The following is a 15,927-nucleotide window of genomic DNA, read 5'->3' on the forward strand; positions in this document are numbered from 1 at the left end:
CGACCGGACCCCGACTACTGGCAGCAGTCGGGGTCCAGTCCCGTCGGCAGCAGTTCGCCGCTGAACACCGCGCAGGTCGCCTCGTGGCCGCCGAGGGCGGCGACCGCGAGGAGCAGTGAACCCGCCGTCCACGTGGTGAGTTCGCGCGGCCAGACCGCCTTCGCGTCGAACACGTACCCCGTCCAGTAGAGGCCGCTGTCCGCGTCGCGCAGATGCTGGATGGACTGGAGGATCTCCAGGGCCCGGTCGGACTCGCCCACTACCCAGAGCGCCAGGGCGAGTTCGGCCGACTCGCCGCCGGTCACCCACGGGTTGGGCACCACGCAGCGCACCCCGAGACCGGGGACGACGAAGCGCTCCCAGCCCTCCTCGATACGGGACTTGGCTTCCGCGCCCGTCAACGCGCCGCCCAGGACCGGGTAGTACCAGTCCATCGAGTAGCGGCCCTTGTCGAGGAACCGCTCGGGGTGCCGGCGGATCGCGTGGCGCAGCGCGCCCACTGCCAACTCCCAGTCGGGCTGCGGCTCTTCGCGTTCCTCGGCGATGGCGAGCGCACAGCGCAGCGCGTGGTGGACGGACGAACTGCCCGTCAGCAGACCGTCCTTGACCTCCGTGCCGTCGTCCTCGCGCTTCCACCCGATCTCGCCGCCGGGCTGCTGCAGCTGGAGGACGAACTCGACGGCCGCGAAGACGGTCGGCCACATCCGGTCCAGGAAGGTGTCGTCGCCGGTGGCGAGGTAGTGGTGCCAGACGCCGACGGCTATGTAGGCGACGAAGTTGGTCTCCCGGCCCCGGTCGGTGACGGCGTCCGCGTCCCCGTCGGCGTACGCGGCGTACCAGGAGCCGTCCTGGAGCTGCTGGGCGGCCAGCCACAGGTACGCCCGCTCGGCGGCCTCGTGCTCGCCCGCCGCGTCCAGGGCCATCGCGGCCTCGGTGTGGTCCCACGGGTCGAGATGGTGTCCCCGGAACCACGGAATGGCCCCGTCCTCCCGCTGTTCCGCGAGGATCCCGCGGACGGTGACGGCGGCCTCCTCGGCGGTGAGGACCCCGGGCAGGACGAGGTGTTCTGTCCGGGGGGTCGTCACTTGGTGCCCGCCCCGGTGGCGTCAGTGGTGGCGTCGGCGGCGGTCGCGGCGGCTTCCGCTTCCGTCCCGGCGAGCGCGGGGAGGTGCGGCTTGGTCGCGTAGGCCACGAAGCTCTTTCCGATCAGCGGGTTCAGCGCCTGCTCCGCGACCCTGGTGACCAGCGGCTTCTTCATGATGTCCCAGACCAGCAGCTTGTGGTAGGCGCGCACCGGCAGCACCTTGTCGTTGTCCACGCCGAACGCGCACTTCAGCCACCAGTACGGGGAGTGCAGGGCGTGGGCGTGGTGGGTGCCGTAGGGCTTCAGTCCCGCCTCCCTGATCTTCGCGAGCAGCTCGTCCGCCTTGTAGATGCGGATGTGACCGCCCTCGACCTCGTGATAGGCGTCGGAGAGGGACCAGCAGACCTTCTCGGGCCCGTAGCGCGGCACGGTGATCGCGATCCGGCCGCCGGGCTTCAACACCCGCACCATCTCCGCGAGTACGCCCTTGTCGTCCGGGATGTGCTCCATGACCTCGGAGATGATCACGACGTCGAAGGACTCGTCGGGGAACGGCAGCGCCAGGGCGTTGCCCTCCATGGCCGTCGCGGTGGCCCCGGCGGGTGCCTCGCCCGCCTCCTTCATCGCGGCGAACCACTTGGCGACCTCGCGGATCTCCTCACCGTTCTGGTCCAGCGCGACGACCTGGGCGCCGCGCCGGTAGCACTCGAACGCGTGCCGGCCGGCTCCGCAGCCGAGGTCCAGGACGCGGTCGCCCGGGGCGAGCGGGAACCGGGTGAAGTCGACGGTCAGCACGAAGTCCTGCTTTCGCGGTCGGGGGTCACGTTGGGGGTGTGCGTCGGCACAGACCTGGGTGCGGGCGCGGAGCGGCCGGGCGGCCTGGACGCGGAGCGGGCGATCGCCTCGCGGTAGTGGGCCGCCGTGCCCTCCGCGGCTCGGGCCCAGGTGAAGCGGGTCAGTACGCGCTCGCGGCCGGCCCGGCCCAGGCGCGCCCTCAGTTCCGGGTCGGCGAGGAGGGTGGCCAGGGCGGTGGCCAGGGCTCCCGGGTCGCCCGGTGGGACCGCCAGGCAGGTTTCGCCGTCGGGGCCTGCCACCTCCGGGATCGCACCGCCGGTGGTGGCGACCAGGGGCGTACCGGTGGCCATCGCCTCCGCCGCCGGGAGGGAGAAGCCCTCGTACAGGGACGGTACGCAGGCGATCTCCGCCGAGCGCACCAGGTCGACGAGCTCCGCGTCCGAGATGCCCTTCACGAACTCGACGGCGCCTTCGAGGCCGTACCGCTCGATGGCCTGGGCGACGGGCCCGTCCTCGGCACGCCTGCCGACGACCACGAGGTGGGCGGCGGGGTGTTCCGTACGGACCTTCGCCAGCGCCTCGACGAGGAACACCAGCCCCTTGAGGGGGACGTCCGCGCTGGACGTGGTGACGATGCGGCCCGGCACCTGACGCACCGCCGGGTCGGGTGAGAAGAGGTCGGTGTCCGCGCCGATGTGCACGACGTGGATGCGGTCGTCGCGTACGCCGAGATGGTCGACGATCTCCTGGCGCGACGTACCCGAGACGGTGAGCACCGACGGCAGGCGGCGCGCGACGCGCTTCTGCATGCGCGTGAAGCCGTACCAGCGGCGTACGGACATCCGGCGGCGCATGCCCTCGGCCGCGTCCAGCTCCAACTGCCGGTCCACGGTGATGGGGTGGTGGATGGTGGTGACGAGCGGGGCGCCGATGTCGCCCAACAGTCCGTAACCGAGCGTCTGGTTGTCGTGCACGACGTCGAACTCACCGCTTCTGGCACGCAGTTGGCGGCGGGCGCGGAGGGAGAAGGTGAGCGGTTCGGGGAAGCCCCCGGTCCACATGGTGGCGACTTCGAGCGCGTCGATCCAGTCGCGGTACTCGTCACGCCCCGGAGTGCGGAAGGGGTCCGGGTGGCGGTACAGGTCGAGGCTGGGAAGCTCGGTGAGGACGGGGTCGGGGCCGGAACCGGCTTCGGACCTGGCGCGGCCGTCGAGCACATCCAGCACGGGGTACGGCTGGGAGCCGATGACCTCGACGCGGTGACCGAGCCGGGCGAGTTCACGCGACAGATGGCGTACGTAGACGCCCTGGCCGCCGCAGAACGGGTTCCCCTTGTAGGTCAGAAGTGCGATGTTGAGCGGTCGCTCGCCGTCCGCTGCAGGATCCCCCGGAGGGCCTGCCTCGCTGGCCTCGGCCGTCACTTCTGGCCCCCTTCTCCCCACGGTTTCCCGCGAGACTACGACGGGACGCTAATCTAGAACAAGTTTCAGACTTGATCGTTCAGGAGGCTCCGAATCTACCGGCAGGCACCTCGGCTGTGAGCGGTGGATCAGGTGATTCGCGCCACGACGGCCGCACGACACTGCCGTGCCATGCTGACTGTTTGCTGACATATGACTGCCAGGTCGCCGCCCGATCGACGCCCGATCGTCACGCGATCACCGACTGTCACGGAACGGGACCCATGCCTGCCGACGCGAAGGTGGAAGCACATACGGCGCGACCGAGTTCGCCGACCGGCAAGACGTCCGGCTCGACGTCGGGTCCGTCCAGTTCGGCGTCGGGTCCGTCCGGCTCGACGTCGGGCCCGTCCGGCTCGACGTCAGGCCCGTCCGGCTCGACGTCGGGCCCGTCCGGCTCGGCGTCGGCCGCGTTGCCGCCGTCCGCTCCGCTCACCGAGCGGCAGGAGGCCCGGCGGCGCCGGATCCTGCACGCGAGCGCGCATTTGGCGAGCCGGGGCGGTTTCGACGCGGTGCAGATGCGGGAGGTCGCGGAGTCCTCGCAGGTCGCGCTCGGCACGCTCTACCGGTACTTCCCGTCCAAGATCCATCTGCTGGTCGCCACCATGCAGGACCAGTTGGAGCACATGCACGGCACGCTGCGGAAGAAGCCGCCGACGGGTGAGACGGCCGCCGAGCGGGTGGCGGAGACCCTGATGCGCGCCTTCCGCGCCCTTCAGCGTGAGCCGCATCTGGCGGACGCGATGGTGCGGGCGCTGACGTTCGCGGACCGCAGTGTTTCGCCGGAGGTCGACCAGGTGTCCCGTCAGACGACGGCGATCATCCTGGACTCGATGGGGCTGGGCGAGCCGGGTCAGGAGCACCCGACGCCCGAGCAGCTCTCGGCGGTGCGCGTCATCGAGCACACGTGGCACTCGGCGTTGATCACCTGGCTGTCGGGTCGTGCCTCGATCGCGCAGGTGAAGATCGACATCGAGACGGTGTGCCGGTTGATCGACCTGACGGACCCCTCCGGGGAGAGGCGCTCCGCGGGCTGACCGGCTTGGGGGCGAGGGTTTTCGCCCCCCGCCGCCCCTACCCGCCCCATCCCGCACCCGGGGGCTGCACCCCCAGACCCCCGTTACGGCCCTGAACGGGCCTCGTCCTCAAACGCCGGACGGGCTGAAAGCGCGGGCCGACGCTGAACAGACACCGCGAACAGCCAGCCGGGCGGGAACCCAGCCCCGGACCGAACCGAACCGACCTCACCCCCAAACGCCGAACGAACGGAAGGTGCCGCCCGGCACTGAACAAACACGGCGAACGGGCGGGCGGGTGGGTGGGAAACAAAGCCCGGACCGCACCAACCCCCCACCCCTCCAACCCCGGACGAGCTGAACGACCCGCCCCACCCCTCTCAGTCCTCCGGCGGAAACACCGGCTCCCTTCCCCCCAGCAGCGTGATCATGATCGCCTCCACCGGACAGCTCTCCGCCGCCGCCAGCACCTTCTCGTTCGCGTCCGTGTCCGGTTCGACCGGGTGGGACTGCATCCCGGTGTCGAGGCGGAACCCGTCCGGGGCCCGGTGGACGCACTGGGCCGAGCCGATGCACAGTGAGCGGTCGACCTCCACGTGCCAGCGGTCGCCCATGGCTCCTACCCCTCCCAGCCGGCCGGGAGATGGATCATCTTGTGCTCCAGGTACTCGCCGTACCCCTCGGGCCCGAACTCCCGGCCCAGCCCCGAGTTCTTGTAGCCGCCGAACGGGCCGAGCATGTCGAGGCTGAAGGTGTTCACCGAGTACGTGCCGGTACGGACCTGGCGCGCGATGTCGATGCCGTGCGCGACGTCGGCCGTCCACACGCTGCCGGAGAGCCCGTAGTCGGAGTCGTTCGCGATCTTCACCGCCTCGGACTCGTCGCCGTACGGGATCAGGCAGATGACCGGGCCGAAGATCTCCTCGCGGGCGATGCGCATCGAGTTGTCGACGCCGCCGAAGAGGGTCGGTTCGACGTACCAGCCGCGGTCGAGGCCGGCCGGGCGTCCGCCGCCGGTGAGGATCTTCGCGCCCTCCTCCTGGCCGATACGGATGTAGTCGAGGCTGCGCTGCTGCTGCCGCTTCGCGACCAGCGGGCCGACCTGGGTCGCCGGGTCGAGCGGGTCGCCGACCACCAGCGCGCTCGCGGCCTGGGTGAAGGCGTCCGCGAACTCGTCGTAGCGGGAGCGCGGGAGGAGGATGCGGGTCTGGGCCACGCACGCCTGCCCGTTGTTCATCCACGCGGCGGAGACGATGCCGGGCACGGCGGTGTCGAGGTCGGCGTCAGGGAGGATGACAGCCGCCGACTTGCCGCCCAACTCCAGTGTCACGCGGGTGAGTTGACGAGCGGCGACCTCCATCACGCGCTTGCCCGCGGCGACCGAGCCGGTGAAGGAGACCTTGTCGACGCCGGGATGCCCGACGAGGTACTCGCTGACCTCGCGGTCGGCCGGGAGGATGGAGAGAACGCCGGGCGGCAGTCCGGCCTCCTTGGTGATCTCCCCGAGGATGTACGCGTCGAGGGGCGACTCGGGCGACGGCTTCAGGACCGCCGTGCAGCCGGTGAGCAGCGCGGGCGCGAGCTTGGCCGCCGCGACGAACTGCGGGACGTTCCACGGGGCCACGGCGGCGACGACGCCCACCGGTTCGCGCCGGACGAGGATGCGGCCGAGGACTCCGTCGCGTGTCTCCTCGTACGTGAAGTCGCGGGCGACGGTGATCGCCGCGTCCCACACCATCATCGCGCCGAGGGCCTGGGCGAGGACGCTCCAGGAGTACGGGGAGCCGTTCTCGGAGGAGATGACGCGGCCGATCTCCTCGTACCGTGCGGCGATCCCGTCCTTGATGCGGGTGACGACGGCGATCCGCTCGTCGAGGGTCATCCGCGGCCAGGGCCCCTCGTCGAAGGCGGTGCGCGCGGTGGCGACGGCCCGGTCGACGTCGGCCGTCGAGGCGTGCGGCACGCGGCCGAAGACCTCTTCGGTGTGCGGGGAGATGACCTCGATGACGTCCTTGCCGAGGGGGTCGGTCAACTCCCCGCCGATGAACAGCTGTCCGTGTTCCACGAGCTCGGTCATGGCCGACTGCCTCTCGCCGACTGCCTCTCCGGGTACCGTCTCTGACGGATCGTCAGATAGATACGGAGACAGTTACCAGTTCCCCTCCGAGGAGTCCACAGCTCGCGCACCACTACGGGGTAAGTGACTCGGGCTCCCATTGAAACCGGTTCTAGTTATAGTTGCGGCAACCGGCCACGGGGGAGCCCATGACACAGGTGTCGACGCAGGTGACCGATCACGGCGGGGGCGTACGGTCCCTCCGGGTCCCCATTCCGAACAATCCCCTCGGATACACGCTGGTGTACGTCGTCGACACCGACAGCGGACCGGTGCTCGTCGACACGGGCTGGGACGACCCGCTGTCCTGGGACGCGCTCACCGAGGGCCTGCTGGCGTGCGGCACGTCGGCGGGCGAGATCCACGGCATGGTGATCACCCACCACCACCCGGACCACCACGGCCTCTCCGGCCAGGTCCGCGAGGCGTCCGGGGCATGGATCGCGATGCACGAGGCCGACATCTCCCTCGTACGGCGGACCCGTGACAACCGTGCCGGGCGCTGGTACGCGTACATGACCGCGAAGCTGGCGGCGGCCGGAGCGCCCGACGACCATGTGGCGGCCCTGACCAGGACCCCCGCCGGTATGCTGCCCAGCTTCTCGCCCGCGCTTCCCGACCGCGAGATCGTCCCCGGCGAACTCCTCGACCTCCCCGGCCGCCGCCTGCGCGCGATCTGGACGCCGGGCCACACCCCGGGCCACGTCTGCCTCCACCTGGAGGAGGCCCACCCGGCCCAACTCCCCGGCAACGGCCGCCTGTTCTCCGGCGACCACCTCCTGCCCGGGATCACCCCGCACATCGGCCTGTACGAGGACCCGGACGACACGACGGTCACCGACCCCCTAGGTGACTACCTGGACTCCCTGGAGCGCATCGGCCGCCTGGCCCCGGCGGAGGTGCTCCCGGCCCACCGCCAGGCATTCCCCGACGCGACCGTCCGCGTCCAGGAACTCCTCGACCACCACGACGAACGCCTCGCCGGCCTCCGCGCCCTCCTCGCCACTCCCCTCACGCCCTGGCAACTGGCGGAACGCATGGAGTGGAACCGCCCCTGGTCCGAAATCCCCCCGGGATCACGGAACATCGCGGTCTCGGAGGCCGAGGCCCACGTACGCCGACTGGTCAAACTGGGCCAGGCGGAGGCGGTGACCGGGAGCGAGCCGGTGACGTACGTGGCGGTGTGACGTGCCCGCGTCCACAGGCGCCTCTCGGCCGCTCGCGACCGGCCGGTACAGTGGGCGGGTCGTATCACACCCGTACTGGGGAAAGCCGGTGCAATTCCGGCGCTGACCCGCAACCGTGAGCGGCCCTGGCATCCGCCGGGGGCTGTGAGCCGGATTGCCCGGTGCGGATCGTGACCGGCTCGTGTCACCGGCGGTCCGCCGGTGTACGGCACCGTCGAGGCATACGGAGCCGAGCCGCCCGGGGGTGTCCCGTGCTGCCCGGCTCCCCGCAGGGAGAGGCACCCGCCGATCATGAATGTCCGCCGCAGCGCCACGGCTCTGGCCGTCATAGCCGTCGTCGCCACGACCGGCGGTGGTCAGGCGTCCGCCGCCTCGCCGTCCCCCGCGGCGGCCCTGCCCGCCGCGCTGTACGGCACCGGTGATCCCACCTACGACGGCGTCTGGCGCCAGTCCCTCGCCCTGCTCGCCCAGGACACCGTGGGGGTGAAGCCCGCCGCCGCGGCCGTGGACTGGCTGGCCGGGCAGCAGTGCGCCGACGGTGCCTTCGCGCCCTTCAGAAGCGATGCCGGCTCGCCGTGCGATGCCAAGATCCTCGTCGACACCAACAGCACCGGCGCCGCCGTCCAGGCGCTCGCCGCGCTGGGCGGCCAGGACGCGGTGGTCGGCAAGGCCGTGACCTGGCTGAAGTCCGTGCAGAACACGGACGGCGGCTGGGGGTACACGGCCGGCGGCGCCAGCGACGCGAACTCCACCTCCGTCGTCGTCGGCGCCCTCGCCGCCGCCGGTGAGAAGCCCGGCGAGGTCGCCAAGGGCGGCAGGTCCCCGTACGACCTGCTGCTGAAGCTTGCTCTGCCCTGCGGCGGGAGCGGCGGGGGCGGCTTCGCCTACCAGCCGGACAAGAAGGGGAAGCTCGCCGTCAACGACGACGCGACGGCGGCTGCCGTGGTCGGCCTGCTGGGGAAGGGGCTCGCCGGGGAGAACGTGAAGCCGAGTGGTACGGCCGCTCCGACCTGCGAAGCATCGAAGGATCCCGGGTCGAACGATCCCGGGCGGGCCGCGCGCAACGGGGCCGCGTATCTCGTACAGGCGCTGGCCAAGGACGGGCACCTGACGTCGGCGCTGGCCGGGGCCGAGGACCAGCCCGACCACGGGAACACCGCCGACGCGGTCCTCGCCCTCGCGACCGCCGGTCAGGGTCAGCGGGCCGCCGGCGCGCTGCGCTGGCTGGAGGCCAACTCGGGGCCGTGGGCGAAGGAGGCGGGACCGGCCGCGTACGCGCAGCTGATCCTCGCCGCGAACGCCGAGTCCGCCGACCCGCGCGACTTCGGCGGCCAGGACCTGGTGGCGCTCCTCAACGCGACCGGCCCGGCGCCCGCGTCCGTCCCGGCCGCCGCCGCCCCGCCCACGGCTGCCAAGAACGGCGAGAAGCTCACCAAGGACCACGACGACAGCCTCTGGATCCTGTGGGTCGTCGTCGGCGTCCTCGTCGCCGGTGCCGGGATCGGCTACCTGTTCCGTGGGCGCATGAGGAGCCAGCAGCTGTGATCCGGCGCCGCGCGCTACCGCTCCTGTCGGCCGCGCTCGTCCTCTGTCTCTGGGCGGGCGCCGGTCAGGCTCAGGCCGTCGGCTACCGCTACTGGTCCTTCTGGGAGCGCGACGGCGGTGCGTGGACGTACGCCACCCAGGGGCCGTCGACCGCCCGGCCCTCCGACGGTGACGTCCAGGGTTTCCGGTTCGCCGTGAGCCCGGACTCGAAGAACGCCGCCCGGCCCCGCGCCGACGCCGTGTTCGCGGTCGTCTGCGCCAGGACGCCCGCGCGGGACGGCCAGAAGCGGGTGGCGCTCGTCATCGACTTCGGTACGTCCGCCGACGCGCCGTCCGGCGAGCGTCCGCCCGCGACGCGTACGGCCTGTGCCCGCGTGGCCCCCGACGCGACCTCGGCCGACGCCCTCGCCTCGGTCGCGAGGCCCCTGCGCTACAACTCCGGCGCGCTGCTGTGCGCGATCGCCGAGTATCCGCGCACGGGCTGTGGGGAGGTGGTGGGGGCGGACACCCCCGCCGACAAGGCCGCGGATGCGCATCCGGACAGTGGCCCCTCCGTCGGCCTGTTCGCGGGGATCGCGGCCGTGGCGGCGCTCGGCGCGGCGGCGATCTGGCAGACCCGGCGCCGCATGCGGAGCGCTCCGCCGGCAGAGCGGTGATGAGTCTGCGGGCTGGTGGGGGCTGGTCGCGCCCCGCGGCGGAGCCGCTGAGCGATACAGCCCCGCGCCCCTGTCGGGGCGCGAGTGCGCACCCGAACTCACCAGCACCGCTCAGCCCTGGCCGTTGGCAGTCCATGCACCCCGGTGCCTGGTGGGTCTGGTCCCTCGGGCTCGGCACCGCCGCCACCCGTACCACCAATCCCCTCCTCCTGGGCCTCCTCATCGCCGTGGCCGGCTACGTCGTCGCCACGCACCGCACCGACGCCCCCTGGGCCCGCTCCTACACCGCCTTCGTCAAGCTCGGCCTCGCCGTTCTCGTCATCCGCCTCGTCTTCGCCGTCGTCCTCGGCTCCCCGATCCCCGGCTCGCACGTTCTCGTCACGCTCCCCGAACTCCCCCTCCCCCACTGGGCGCAGGGGGTACGCGTGGGTGGCCGGGTGACCGCCGAGGGGCTGGTCTTCGCCCTGTACGACGGTCTGCGGCTGGCCACGCTCCTGATCTGCGTCGGCGCCGCGAACGCCCTCGCGAACCCGGCCCGCCTCCTCAAGTCCCTGCCCGGCGCCCTGTACGAGATCGGGGTCGCGGTCGTCGTGGCCCTCACCTTCGCGCCGAACCTCATCGCGGACGTCCAGCGGCTGCGCGCCGCCCGCCGGTTGCGCGGCCGTCCGGACCGTGGTGTACGGGGGCTGCTGCAGGTCGGACTCCCGGTCCTGGAGGGCGCGTTGGAACGGTCGGTCGCGCTGGCGGCGGCGATGGAGGCGCGCGGATACGGCCGCACCGCCGAGGTACCGTCCGGCGTCCGCCGTACGACCGGCGCGCTCACCCTGGGCGGCCTGCTGGGCGTCTGCGCGGGCACGTACGGGCTGCTGACGGCGGCGGGCGGTACGTACGGACTGCCGGTGCTGCTGGCCGGGTTGGCGGCGGCGCTGGGCGGGCTGTGGCTCGGGGGCCGGCGTTCCCTGCGCACCCGGTACCGGCCGGACGTGTGGGGTGTACGGGCGTGGCTGGTCGCGGGGTCGGGGGTGCTGGTGGCGGCGCTGATGGTCCTCGCCTCCGTCCACTCCGCCGGCTCGGCCGCGGCCCTGCACCCCGGTGTCGTACCGCTGGTTTCCCCGACCCTGCCGCTCTGGCCGGCCGCCGCTGTGCTGCTGGGCCTGCTCCCGGCCTTCGTCGCCCCAAGGCCCCCTATCCGTATGCCTACTGCCGCCAAGGAGTCGTCGTGATCCGCTTCGAGAACGTCTCCGTGACCTACGAGGGGGCAGCCGAACCCGCCTGTCGGCACGTGGACTTCGAGGTACCGGAGGGTGAACTCGTCCTGCTGGTCGGCCCGTCGGGTGTCGGCAAGTCGACGGTTCTGGGCGCCGTGAGCGGTCTCGTCCCGCACTTCACCGGAGGCACCCTGCGCGGCCGGGTGACCGTGGCCGGCCGTGACACCCGCACCCACAAGCCGCGCGAACTCGCCGATGTCGTGGGCACGGTGGGCCAGGACCCGCTCGCCCACTTCGTGACGGACACCGTCGAGGACGAACTCGCGTACGGAATGGAGTCGTTGGGCCTCGCCCCGGACGTGATGCGCCGCCGGGTGGAGGAGACGCTGGACCTGCTGGGCCTGGCCGACCTGCGCGACCGGCCGATCGCCACCCTCTCCGGGGGCCAGCGGCAGCGGGTCGCGATCGGTTCGGTCCTCACTCCGCACCCCAGGGTTCTGGTCCTCGACGAGCCGACGTCGGCGCTCGATCCGGCGGCGGCGGAAGAGGTCCTCGCGGTCCTGCAACGCCTCGTCCACGACCTCGGTACGACGGTCCTGATGGCCGAGCACCGCCTGGAACGGGTGGTCCAGTACGCCGACCGCGTCGTCCTCCTCCCCTCCCCCGGCGCCGCCCCGGTCGTCGGCACGCCGGCGGAGGTGATGGTGTCCTCCCCGGTGTACCCGCCCGTGGTCGCCCTGGGCCGCCTGGCGGGCTGGTCCCCGCTGCCCCTGACGGTCCGCGACGCCCGCCGCGGCGCCGGTGACCTGCGCGAGCGCCTCGCGGACCGCCCGTACCCGGCACACACGCCGACTCCCGTACCGACGCCCGCACGTGAACCGCTCCCCACCCCCCGCCGGCGCTTCCGCCGAACCCCGCCACCGTCGGCACCCTCAACTCCCGTCCACGCGGCGGAAGTCGACACCCTCACCGTCCGCCGTGCCCGCGTCGAGGCCCTGCGGCGGGTCGGTCTCACCGTCTCCCCCGGCGAGACGGTCGCCCTGATGGGCCGTAACGGCGCCGGGAAGTCCACGTTGCTCGGGGCGCTGGTCGGGCTCGTCGAACCGGCCGCCGGTTCGGTGCGCGTCGGCGGTGCGGTGCCGCATCGTACGGCCCCCCGGGACCTCGTACGCCGTGTGGGTCTCGTACCGCAGGAGCCGCGTGACCTGCTGTACGCCGACACGGTCGCCGCCGAGTGCGCGGCGGCCGACGTCGACGCGGGCGCCGGGCCGGGGAGCTGCCGGGCGCTGGTCTCCGAGCTGCTGCCCGGCATCGCGGACGACACGCACCCGCGCGACCTGTCCGAGGGGCAGCGGCTGGCGCTCGCGCTGGCCGTCGTACTGACCGCCCGGCCGCCTCTGCTGCTCCTCGACGAGCCGACCCGGGGCCTCGACTACGCGGCGAAGGCCCGGCTGGTCACCGTCCTGCGTGCCCTGGCCGCCGAGGGGCACGCGATCGTGCTGGCCACGCACGACGTGGAACTGGCCGCCGAGCTGGCCCACCGGGTCGTGATCCTGGCCGACGGGGAGGTGGTGGCCGACGGTCCGACGGCGGAGGTGGTCGTGGCGTCGCCGTCCTTCGCACCGCAGGTCACCAAGATCCTGGCCCCGCAGCGCTGGCTCACCGTCACCCAGGTGAGGGAGGCCCTCCGGTGATCGAACCCAGGGAGCCCCGCTCCAGCCCAGCTCGGGCCGCACTCCACCCGCGCCCGGACACGGGACGCCTTCCGACGACCGGCCCCGGAAAGCCCTCCGACGACCCGCCCCGGAAAACCCGGCCCTCATCCCGCCCGGCCGCACCCCACGACCGCCCACGCACGGGAGGCCCCCCGATGAACGACACCGGAAAACCCCGCCCCGTCGTCCTCGGGCCGCGCTCCACCGCCGTCCTCGTCCTGGTCGGTGCCGTGGGGGTGGCGGGGTTCGGCTGGCCGTTCCTCGCGCCGCCCTCCTCCGCCGTCAACGCTCACGCGCAGGACGCGCCCTGGCTCTTCGCCGGGCTGCTCGTCCTCCTCGTCGCGGTCGTGGCGGCGACGATCTCCGAGTCGGGGCTCGGCCCTAAGGCGGTGGCGATGCTCGGCGTACTGGCGGCGGCCGGGGCGGCCCTGCGCCCGCTGGGTGCCGGTACGGCCGGCCTGGAGCCGATGTTCTTCCTGATGGTGCTGAGCGGACGGGTACTGGGGCCCGGCTTCGGGTTCGTCCTCGGCTCGGTGACCATGTTCGCGTCCGCGCTGCTCACGGGCGGGGTGGGGCCCTGGATGCCGTTCCAGATGCTCGCGATGGGCTGGTTCACGATGGGCGCGGGCCTGCTGCCGGGCGCGGAGCGCCTGCGCGGCCGGGCGGAACTGCTCCTTCTGTCCGCCTATGGCTTCCTGGCCGCCGTCGCCTACGGCACGGTCATGAACCTGGCGGGCTGGCCCTTCATGGGCGAGCTGGCCTCGAACATCGCCTTCGTACCCGACGCGCCGCTCGCCACAAACCTGGCCCGCTTCGTCACGTACTGCCTGGCGACCTCGCTCGGCTGGGACCTGGGACGCGCGGTTCTCACCGTCGTCCTGACGATCACCCTCGGCTCGACCGTCCTCAAGGCACTGCGCCGGGCCACCCGCCGGGCCGCTTTCGAGAGCCAGGTCACTTTCGACGCGCCCGGCGCGTGAAGCGGCCCACAGGACGCAGATCACCTACGAGGCGGATTAGTAGACCGAAATCCATGTCATGCCCACACAGAAACCGCCTCCGACCTGCACATTGAGAGCCAGGTCACAAAGTCCACTTATCAACCACATACGACCACAACTAGCAAAAGGGGTGATTGCGGACGGCTGTCGGGTTTGTTTCTCTGGAGCAGTCGCACGGCGCCGACGAACCCTCACGGGTCGCGGCGCCACCGCATGTCACCGCCACCCACGCAGGAACGCAGTACGTGGCACCGACTTGCCCGCGACAGCCCTGACCCCGAGGAAAAGGTTCTCCGTGTTCGTCTCCCGTATCGCCCGCACCATCGCCTCCCCGAAGAAGGCCCTCACCACCGCCGCCGTGGCCGCCGCCACCGCCGGTATGGTGCTGGCCGCGGCTCCCGCCGAGGCGGCGACCACCGCTTCCGCGTCCGACGCCAAGGCGATCGCGCAGAAGCTGATCCCGAACGACGCGCAGTTCAACGCCTTCAGCAAGATCGTCGAGCACGAGAGCGGCTGGGACGTCGACGCCACCAACGGCTCCTCCGGTGCTTACGGCCTGGTCCAGGCCCTCCCCGGCTCGAAGATGGCCTCGGCCGGCTCCGACTGGAAGACCAACGCGGCCACCCAGATCAAGTGGGGCCTGGACTACATGAACGAGCGCTACGGCAGCCCGGTCGGCGCCTGGAACTTCTGGCAGTCCCACCACTGGTACTGAGCCGGCCCGGCAGGAACCGACACGAAGGCGCCGGCCCCCGATCACTTCGGGGGCCGGCGCCTTCGTGGTCCCGCCCCGTCCCTCCCTGTCCCCCCGTGGTGGACTGACCCGATGAACACAGAGGCGACCGAGCCGTACGATCCCGAAACGCGCGGTCTGCGTCTGGTGGCCGTTCTGCTGGTGCTGACGGTGGTCAGCGGGTTGATCGACGCCGTCAGCTATCTCGGGCTCGGCCATGTGTTCACCGCGAACATGACCGGAAACGTCGTCGTGCTGGGCTTCGCAGCCGCAGGGGCGCCCGGTTTCTCCGTACCGCACACCCTGGTGTCGCTGAGTTCGTTCGTCGTCGGCGCGATGGCCGGCGGGCGCGTCGCACGGCGCCTGGGCGATGGCTCACGCCGGAGGTGGGCCCGGGTCACCCTCGCCGCCGAGGCGGTGTTCCTGGGCGCGTCCTCGGCGGTCGCCTTCGCGGCACCGGACGCGACGGCCACCGTCTACACGCTGATCGCGGTCACGGCCTTCGCCATGGGCCTGCGCAACGCCACCGTCCGCAGGCTGGGCGTCCCCGACCTGACGACCACCGTCCTGACGATGACCCTCACCGGTCTCGCGGCCGACTCCCGGGCGGCCGGCGGCACGGGCGGACGCTCTCCGCGCCGCTCGGCGTCGGTGGCGGCGATGGCGCTGGGCGCGCTGCTCGGGGCGTGGCTCGTGGTCCGTCACGGCCTGGGAATTCCGCTCCTCGTCGCGGCCGTCGTGGTGGCCGTGCTGGCGTTGAGTACGTCGGGGCGGGAGTGATCCGGGCTCGCGGCACGCTGTTCGGCAGGGCGAAAGTGGCTACCGATTCATAACTCTTCGCGATCATGGCGCGTAGGTCCGGACCGTCCGACGGGCCGCCACAGAGGCTCGAACCGGGTCTCCACACCCCGCGTGACCTGCACGATCTGTGTCCGCGAGTGACCCCGTACCCGTGCCCGCGCGCCCGTACGCGGGGAGGGCGCGCGCATGGCCCGCGAGAGTCGGGGGTACCCATCGGGCCCACGACGGGCCCGCGCGGAGCATACTGGAGTCAATGACAAAGACAGCGGTAACGCGGGCCCATCTGGCCACCAGCCCCTTCAAAGCCCCTGTGGCACCCCCTACCAAGCTGTTCGCGGTAGGCGACCGAGTCACTCACGACGTCTTCGGCCTCGGCCGGGTGACCACCGTTGAGGACGGCATCGCAGTACTCGTCGACTTCGGCGGGCGTCAGGAACGGATCATCAGTCCCTACGCCAAGCTGACCGTTCTGTGAGTTCCGCAGCGCCGTCCCCAGGATCAGGAGACCTTCCATCGAGCTGAATTCTCTGTTCTCCGCGCCGGAACCGACAACGTTCCACGCGAGGACCGATACACCGACCCCGGAGATCGACCCCTTCCAGGCGCCGGC

At 72.0% G+C, this 15,927-nt stretch carries 15 protein-coding genes; 10 read left to right on the top strand and 5 right to left on the bottom strand.

The features are described 5' to 3' along the window. Positions 1–14: 14 nt before the first annotated feature. Genes IEY89_RS08335 through IEY89_RS08345 form a run of 3 tightly spaced genes read right to left on the bottom strand, consistent with a single transcriptional unit; the run spans position 15 to position 3,300 of the window. A complete protein-coding gene (locus IEY89_RS08335; protein WP_189146645.1) occupies positions 15–1,085 on the bottom strand; it encodes a prenyltransferase/squalene oxidase repeat-containing protein in 1,071 nt (356 codons plus the stop codon). Then, entirely contained in the window at positions 1,082–1,879 is a 798-nt protein-coding gene (locus tag IEY89_RS08340) for a class I SAM-dependent methyltransferase (protein ID WP_189146646.1), read from the bottom strand. Before IEY89_RS08340 ends, IEY89_RS08335 begins: the two co-directional genes overlap by 4 nt. Then, positions 1,873–3,300 carry a glycosyltransferase family 4 protein gene (locus tag IEY89_RS08345; RefSeq protein ID WP_229695100.1) on the bottom strand — a complete coding sequence of 476 codons (1,428 nt, stop codon included), beginning with the start codon at positions 3,298–3,300 and terminating at the stop codon, positions 1,873–1,875. Before IEY89_RS08345 ends, IEY89_RS08340 begins: the two co-directional genes overlap by 7 nt. Positions 3,301–3,752: 452 nt before the next feature. Between IEY89_RS08345 and IEY89_RS08350 the strand changes: the two genes are divergently transcribed. Next, positions 3,753–4,376, top strand: coding sequence for a TetR family transcriptional regulator (locus IEY89_RS08350; RefSeq protein WP_189146923.1), 624 nt, complete (start codon positions 3,753–3,755; stop codon positions 4,374–4,376). Positions 4,377–4,735: 359 nt separating this feature from the next. Here the strand turns inward: IEY89_RS08350 and IEY89_RS08355 are convergent, their stop codons facing one another. Together IEY89_RS08355 and IEY89_RS08360 are read right to left on the bottom strand one after the other, a co-directional pair. Next, on the bottom strand, positions 4,736–4,969 hold the full coding sequence (locus IEY89_RS08355) for a ferredoxin (protein WP_189146647.1): 234 nt from the start codon (positions 4,967–4,969) through the stop codon (positions 4,736–4,738). 5 nt (positions 4,970–4,974) lie between these two features. Further along, complete coding sequence (locus IEY89_RS08360; RefSeq protein ID WP_189146648.1) at positions 4,975–6,432, bottom strand: aldehyde dehydrogenase; 1,458 nt, start codon at positions 6,430–6,432, stop codon at positions 4,975–4,977. A 188-nt stretch (positions 6,433–6,620) separates the two neighbouring features. Here IEY89_RS08360 and IEY89_RS08365 point away from each other — a divergent pair, with 188 nt between their 5' ends. The 9 genes from IEY89_RS08365 (at position 6,621) to IEY89_RS08405 (ending at position 15,792) form a co-directional block, all read left to right on the top strand. Next, a complete protein-coding gene (locus IEY89_RS08365) occupies positions 6,621–7,658 on the top strand; it encodes a Strvi_7410 family MBL fold metallo-hydrolase (protein WP_189146649.1) in 1,038 nt (345 codons plus the stop codon). 291 nt (positions 7,659–7,949) lie between these two features. Then, positions 7,950–9,203 (top strand): SCO2321 family membrane protein, encoded by a 1,254-nt coding sequence (locus tag IEY89_RS08370; RefSeq protein WP_189146650.1) that lies wholly within the window; start codon positions 7,950–7,952, stop codon positions 9,201–9,203. Beyond that, the gene (locus IEY89_RS08375) at positions 9,200–9,859 is read left to right on the top strand and encodes an SCO2322 family protein (RefSeq protein ID WP_189146651.1); all 660 of its coding nucleotides are present in this window, start codon (positions 9,200–9,202) and stop codon (positions 9,857–9,859) included. The genes IEY89_RS08370 and IEY89_RS08375 overlap by 4 nt, the downstream gene beginning before the upstream one ends. 134 nt (positions 9,860–9,993) lie before the next feature. Beyond that, positions 9,994–11,082: an energy-coupling factor transporter transmembrane component T gene (locus tag IEY89_RS08380; RefSeq protein ID WP_229695101.1), complete on the top strand. Its 1,089-nt coding sequence runs from the start codon at positions 9,994–9,996 to the stop codon at positions 11,080–11,082. After that, positions 11,079–12,761 (top strand): ABC transporter ATP-binding protein, encoded by a 1,683-nt coding sequence (locus IEY89_RS08385; RefSeq protein ID WP_189146653.1) that lies wholly within the window; start codon positions 11,079–11,081, stop codon positions 12,759–12,761. The genes IEY89_RS08380 and IEY89_RS08385 overlap by 4 nt, the downstream gene beginning before the upstream one ends. 176 nt (positions 12,762–12,937) lie before the next feature. Continuing rightward, complete coding sequence (locus tag IEY89_RS08390; protein ID WP_189146654.1) at positions 12,938–13,762, top strand: ECF transporter S component; 825 nt, start codon at positions 12,938–12,940, stop codon at positions 13,760–13,762. Between the two features lie 316 nt (positions 13,763–14,078). Then, a complete protein-coding gene (locus IEY89_RS08395) occupies positions 14,079–14,498 on the top strand; it encodes an aggregation-promoting factor C-terminal-like domain-containing protein (RefSeq protein ID WP_189146655.1) in 420 nt (139 codons plus the stop codon). A 111-nt stretch (positions 14,499–14,609) separates the two neighbouring features. Then, positions 14,610–15,296: a YoaK family protein gene (locus tag IEY89_RS08400; protein WP_189146656.1), complete on the top strand. Its 687-nt coding sequence runs from the start codon at positions 14,610–14,612 to the stop codon at positions 15,294–15,296. A 274-nt stretch (positions 15,297–15,570) separates the two neighbouring features. After that, positions 15,571–15,792, top strand: coding sequence for a hypothetical protein (locus IEY89_RS08405; protein WP_044473203.1), 222 nt, complete (start codon positions 15,571–15,573; stop codon positions 15,790–15,792). The last annotated feature ends 135 nt before the right edge of the window (positions 15,793–15,927 follow it).

It is taken from the genome of Streptomyces lacrimifluminis, assembly GCF_014646095.1.
GTDB classification, from domain to species: domain Bacteria; phylum Actinomycetota; class Actinomycetes; order Streptomycetales; family Streptomycetaceae; genus Streptomyces; species Streptomyces lacrimifluminis.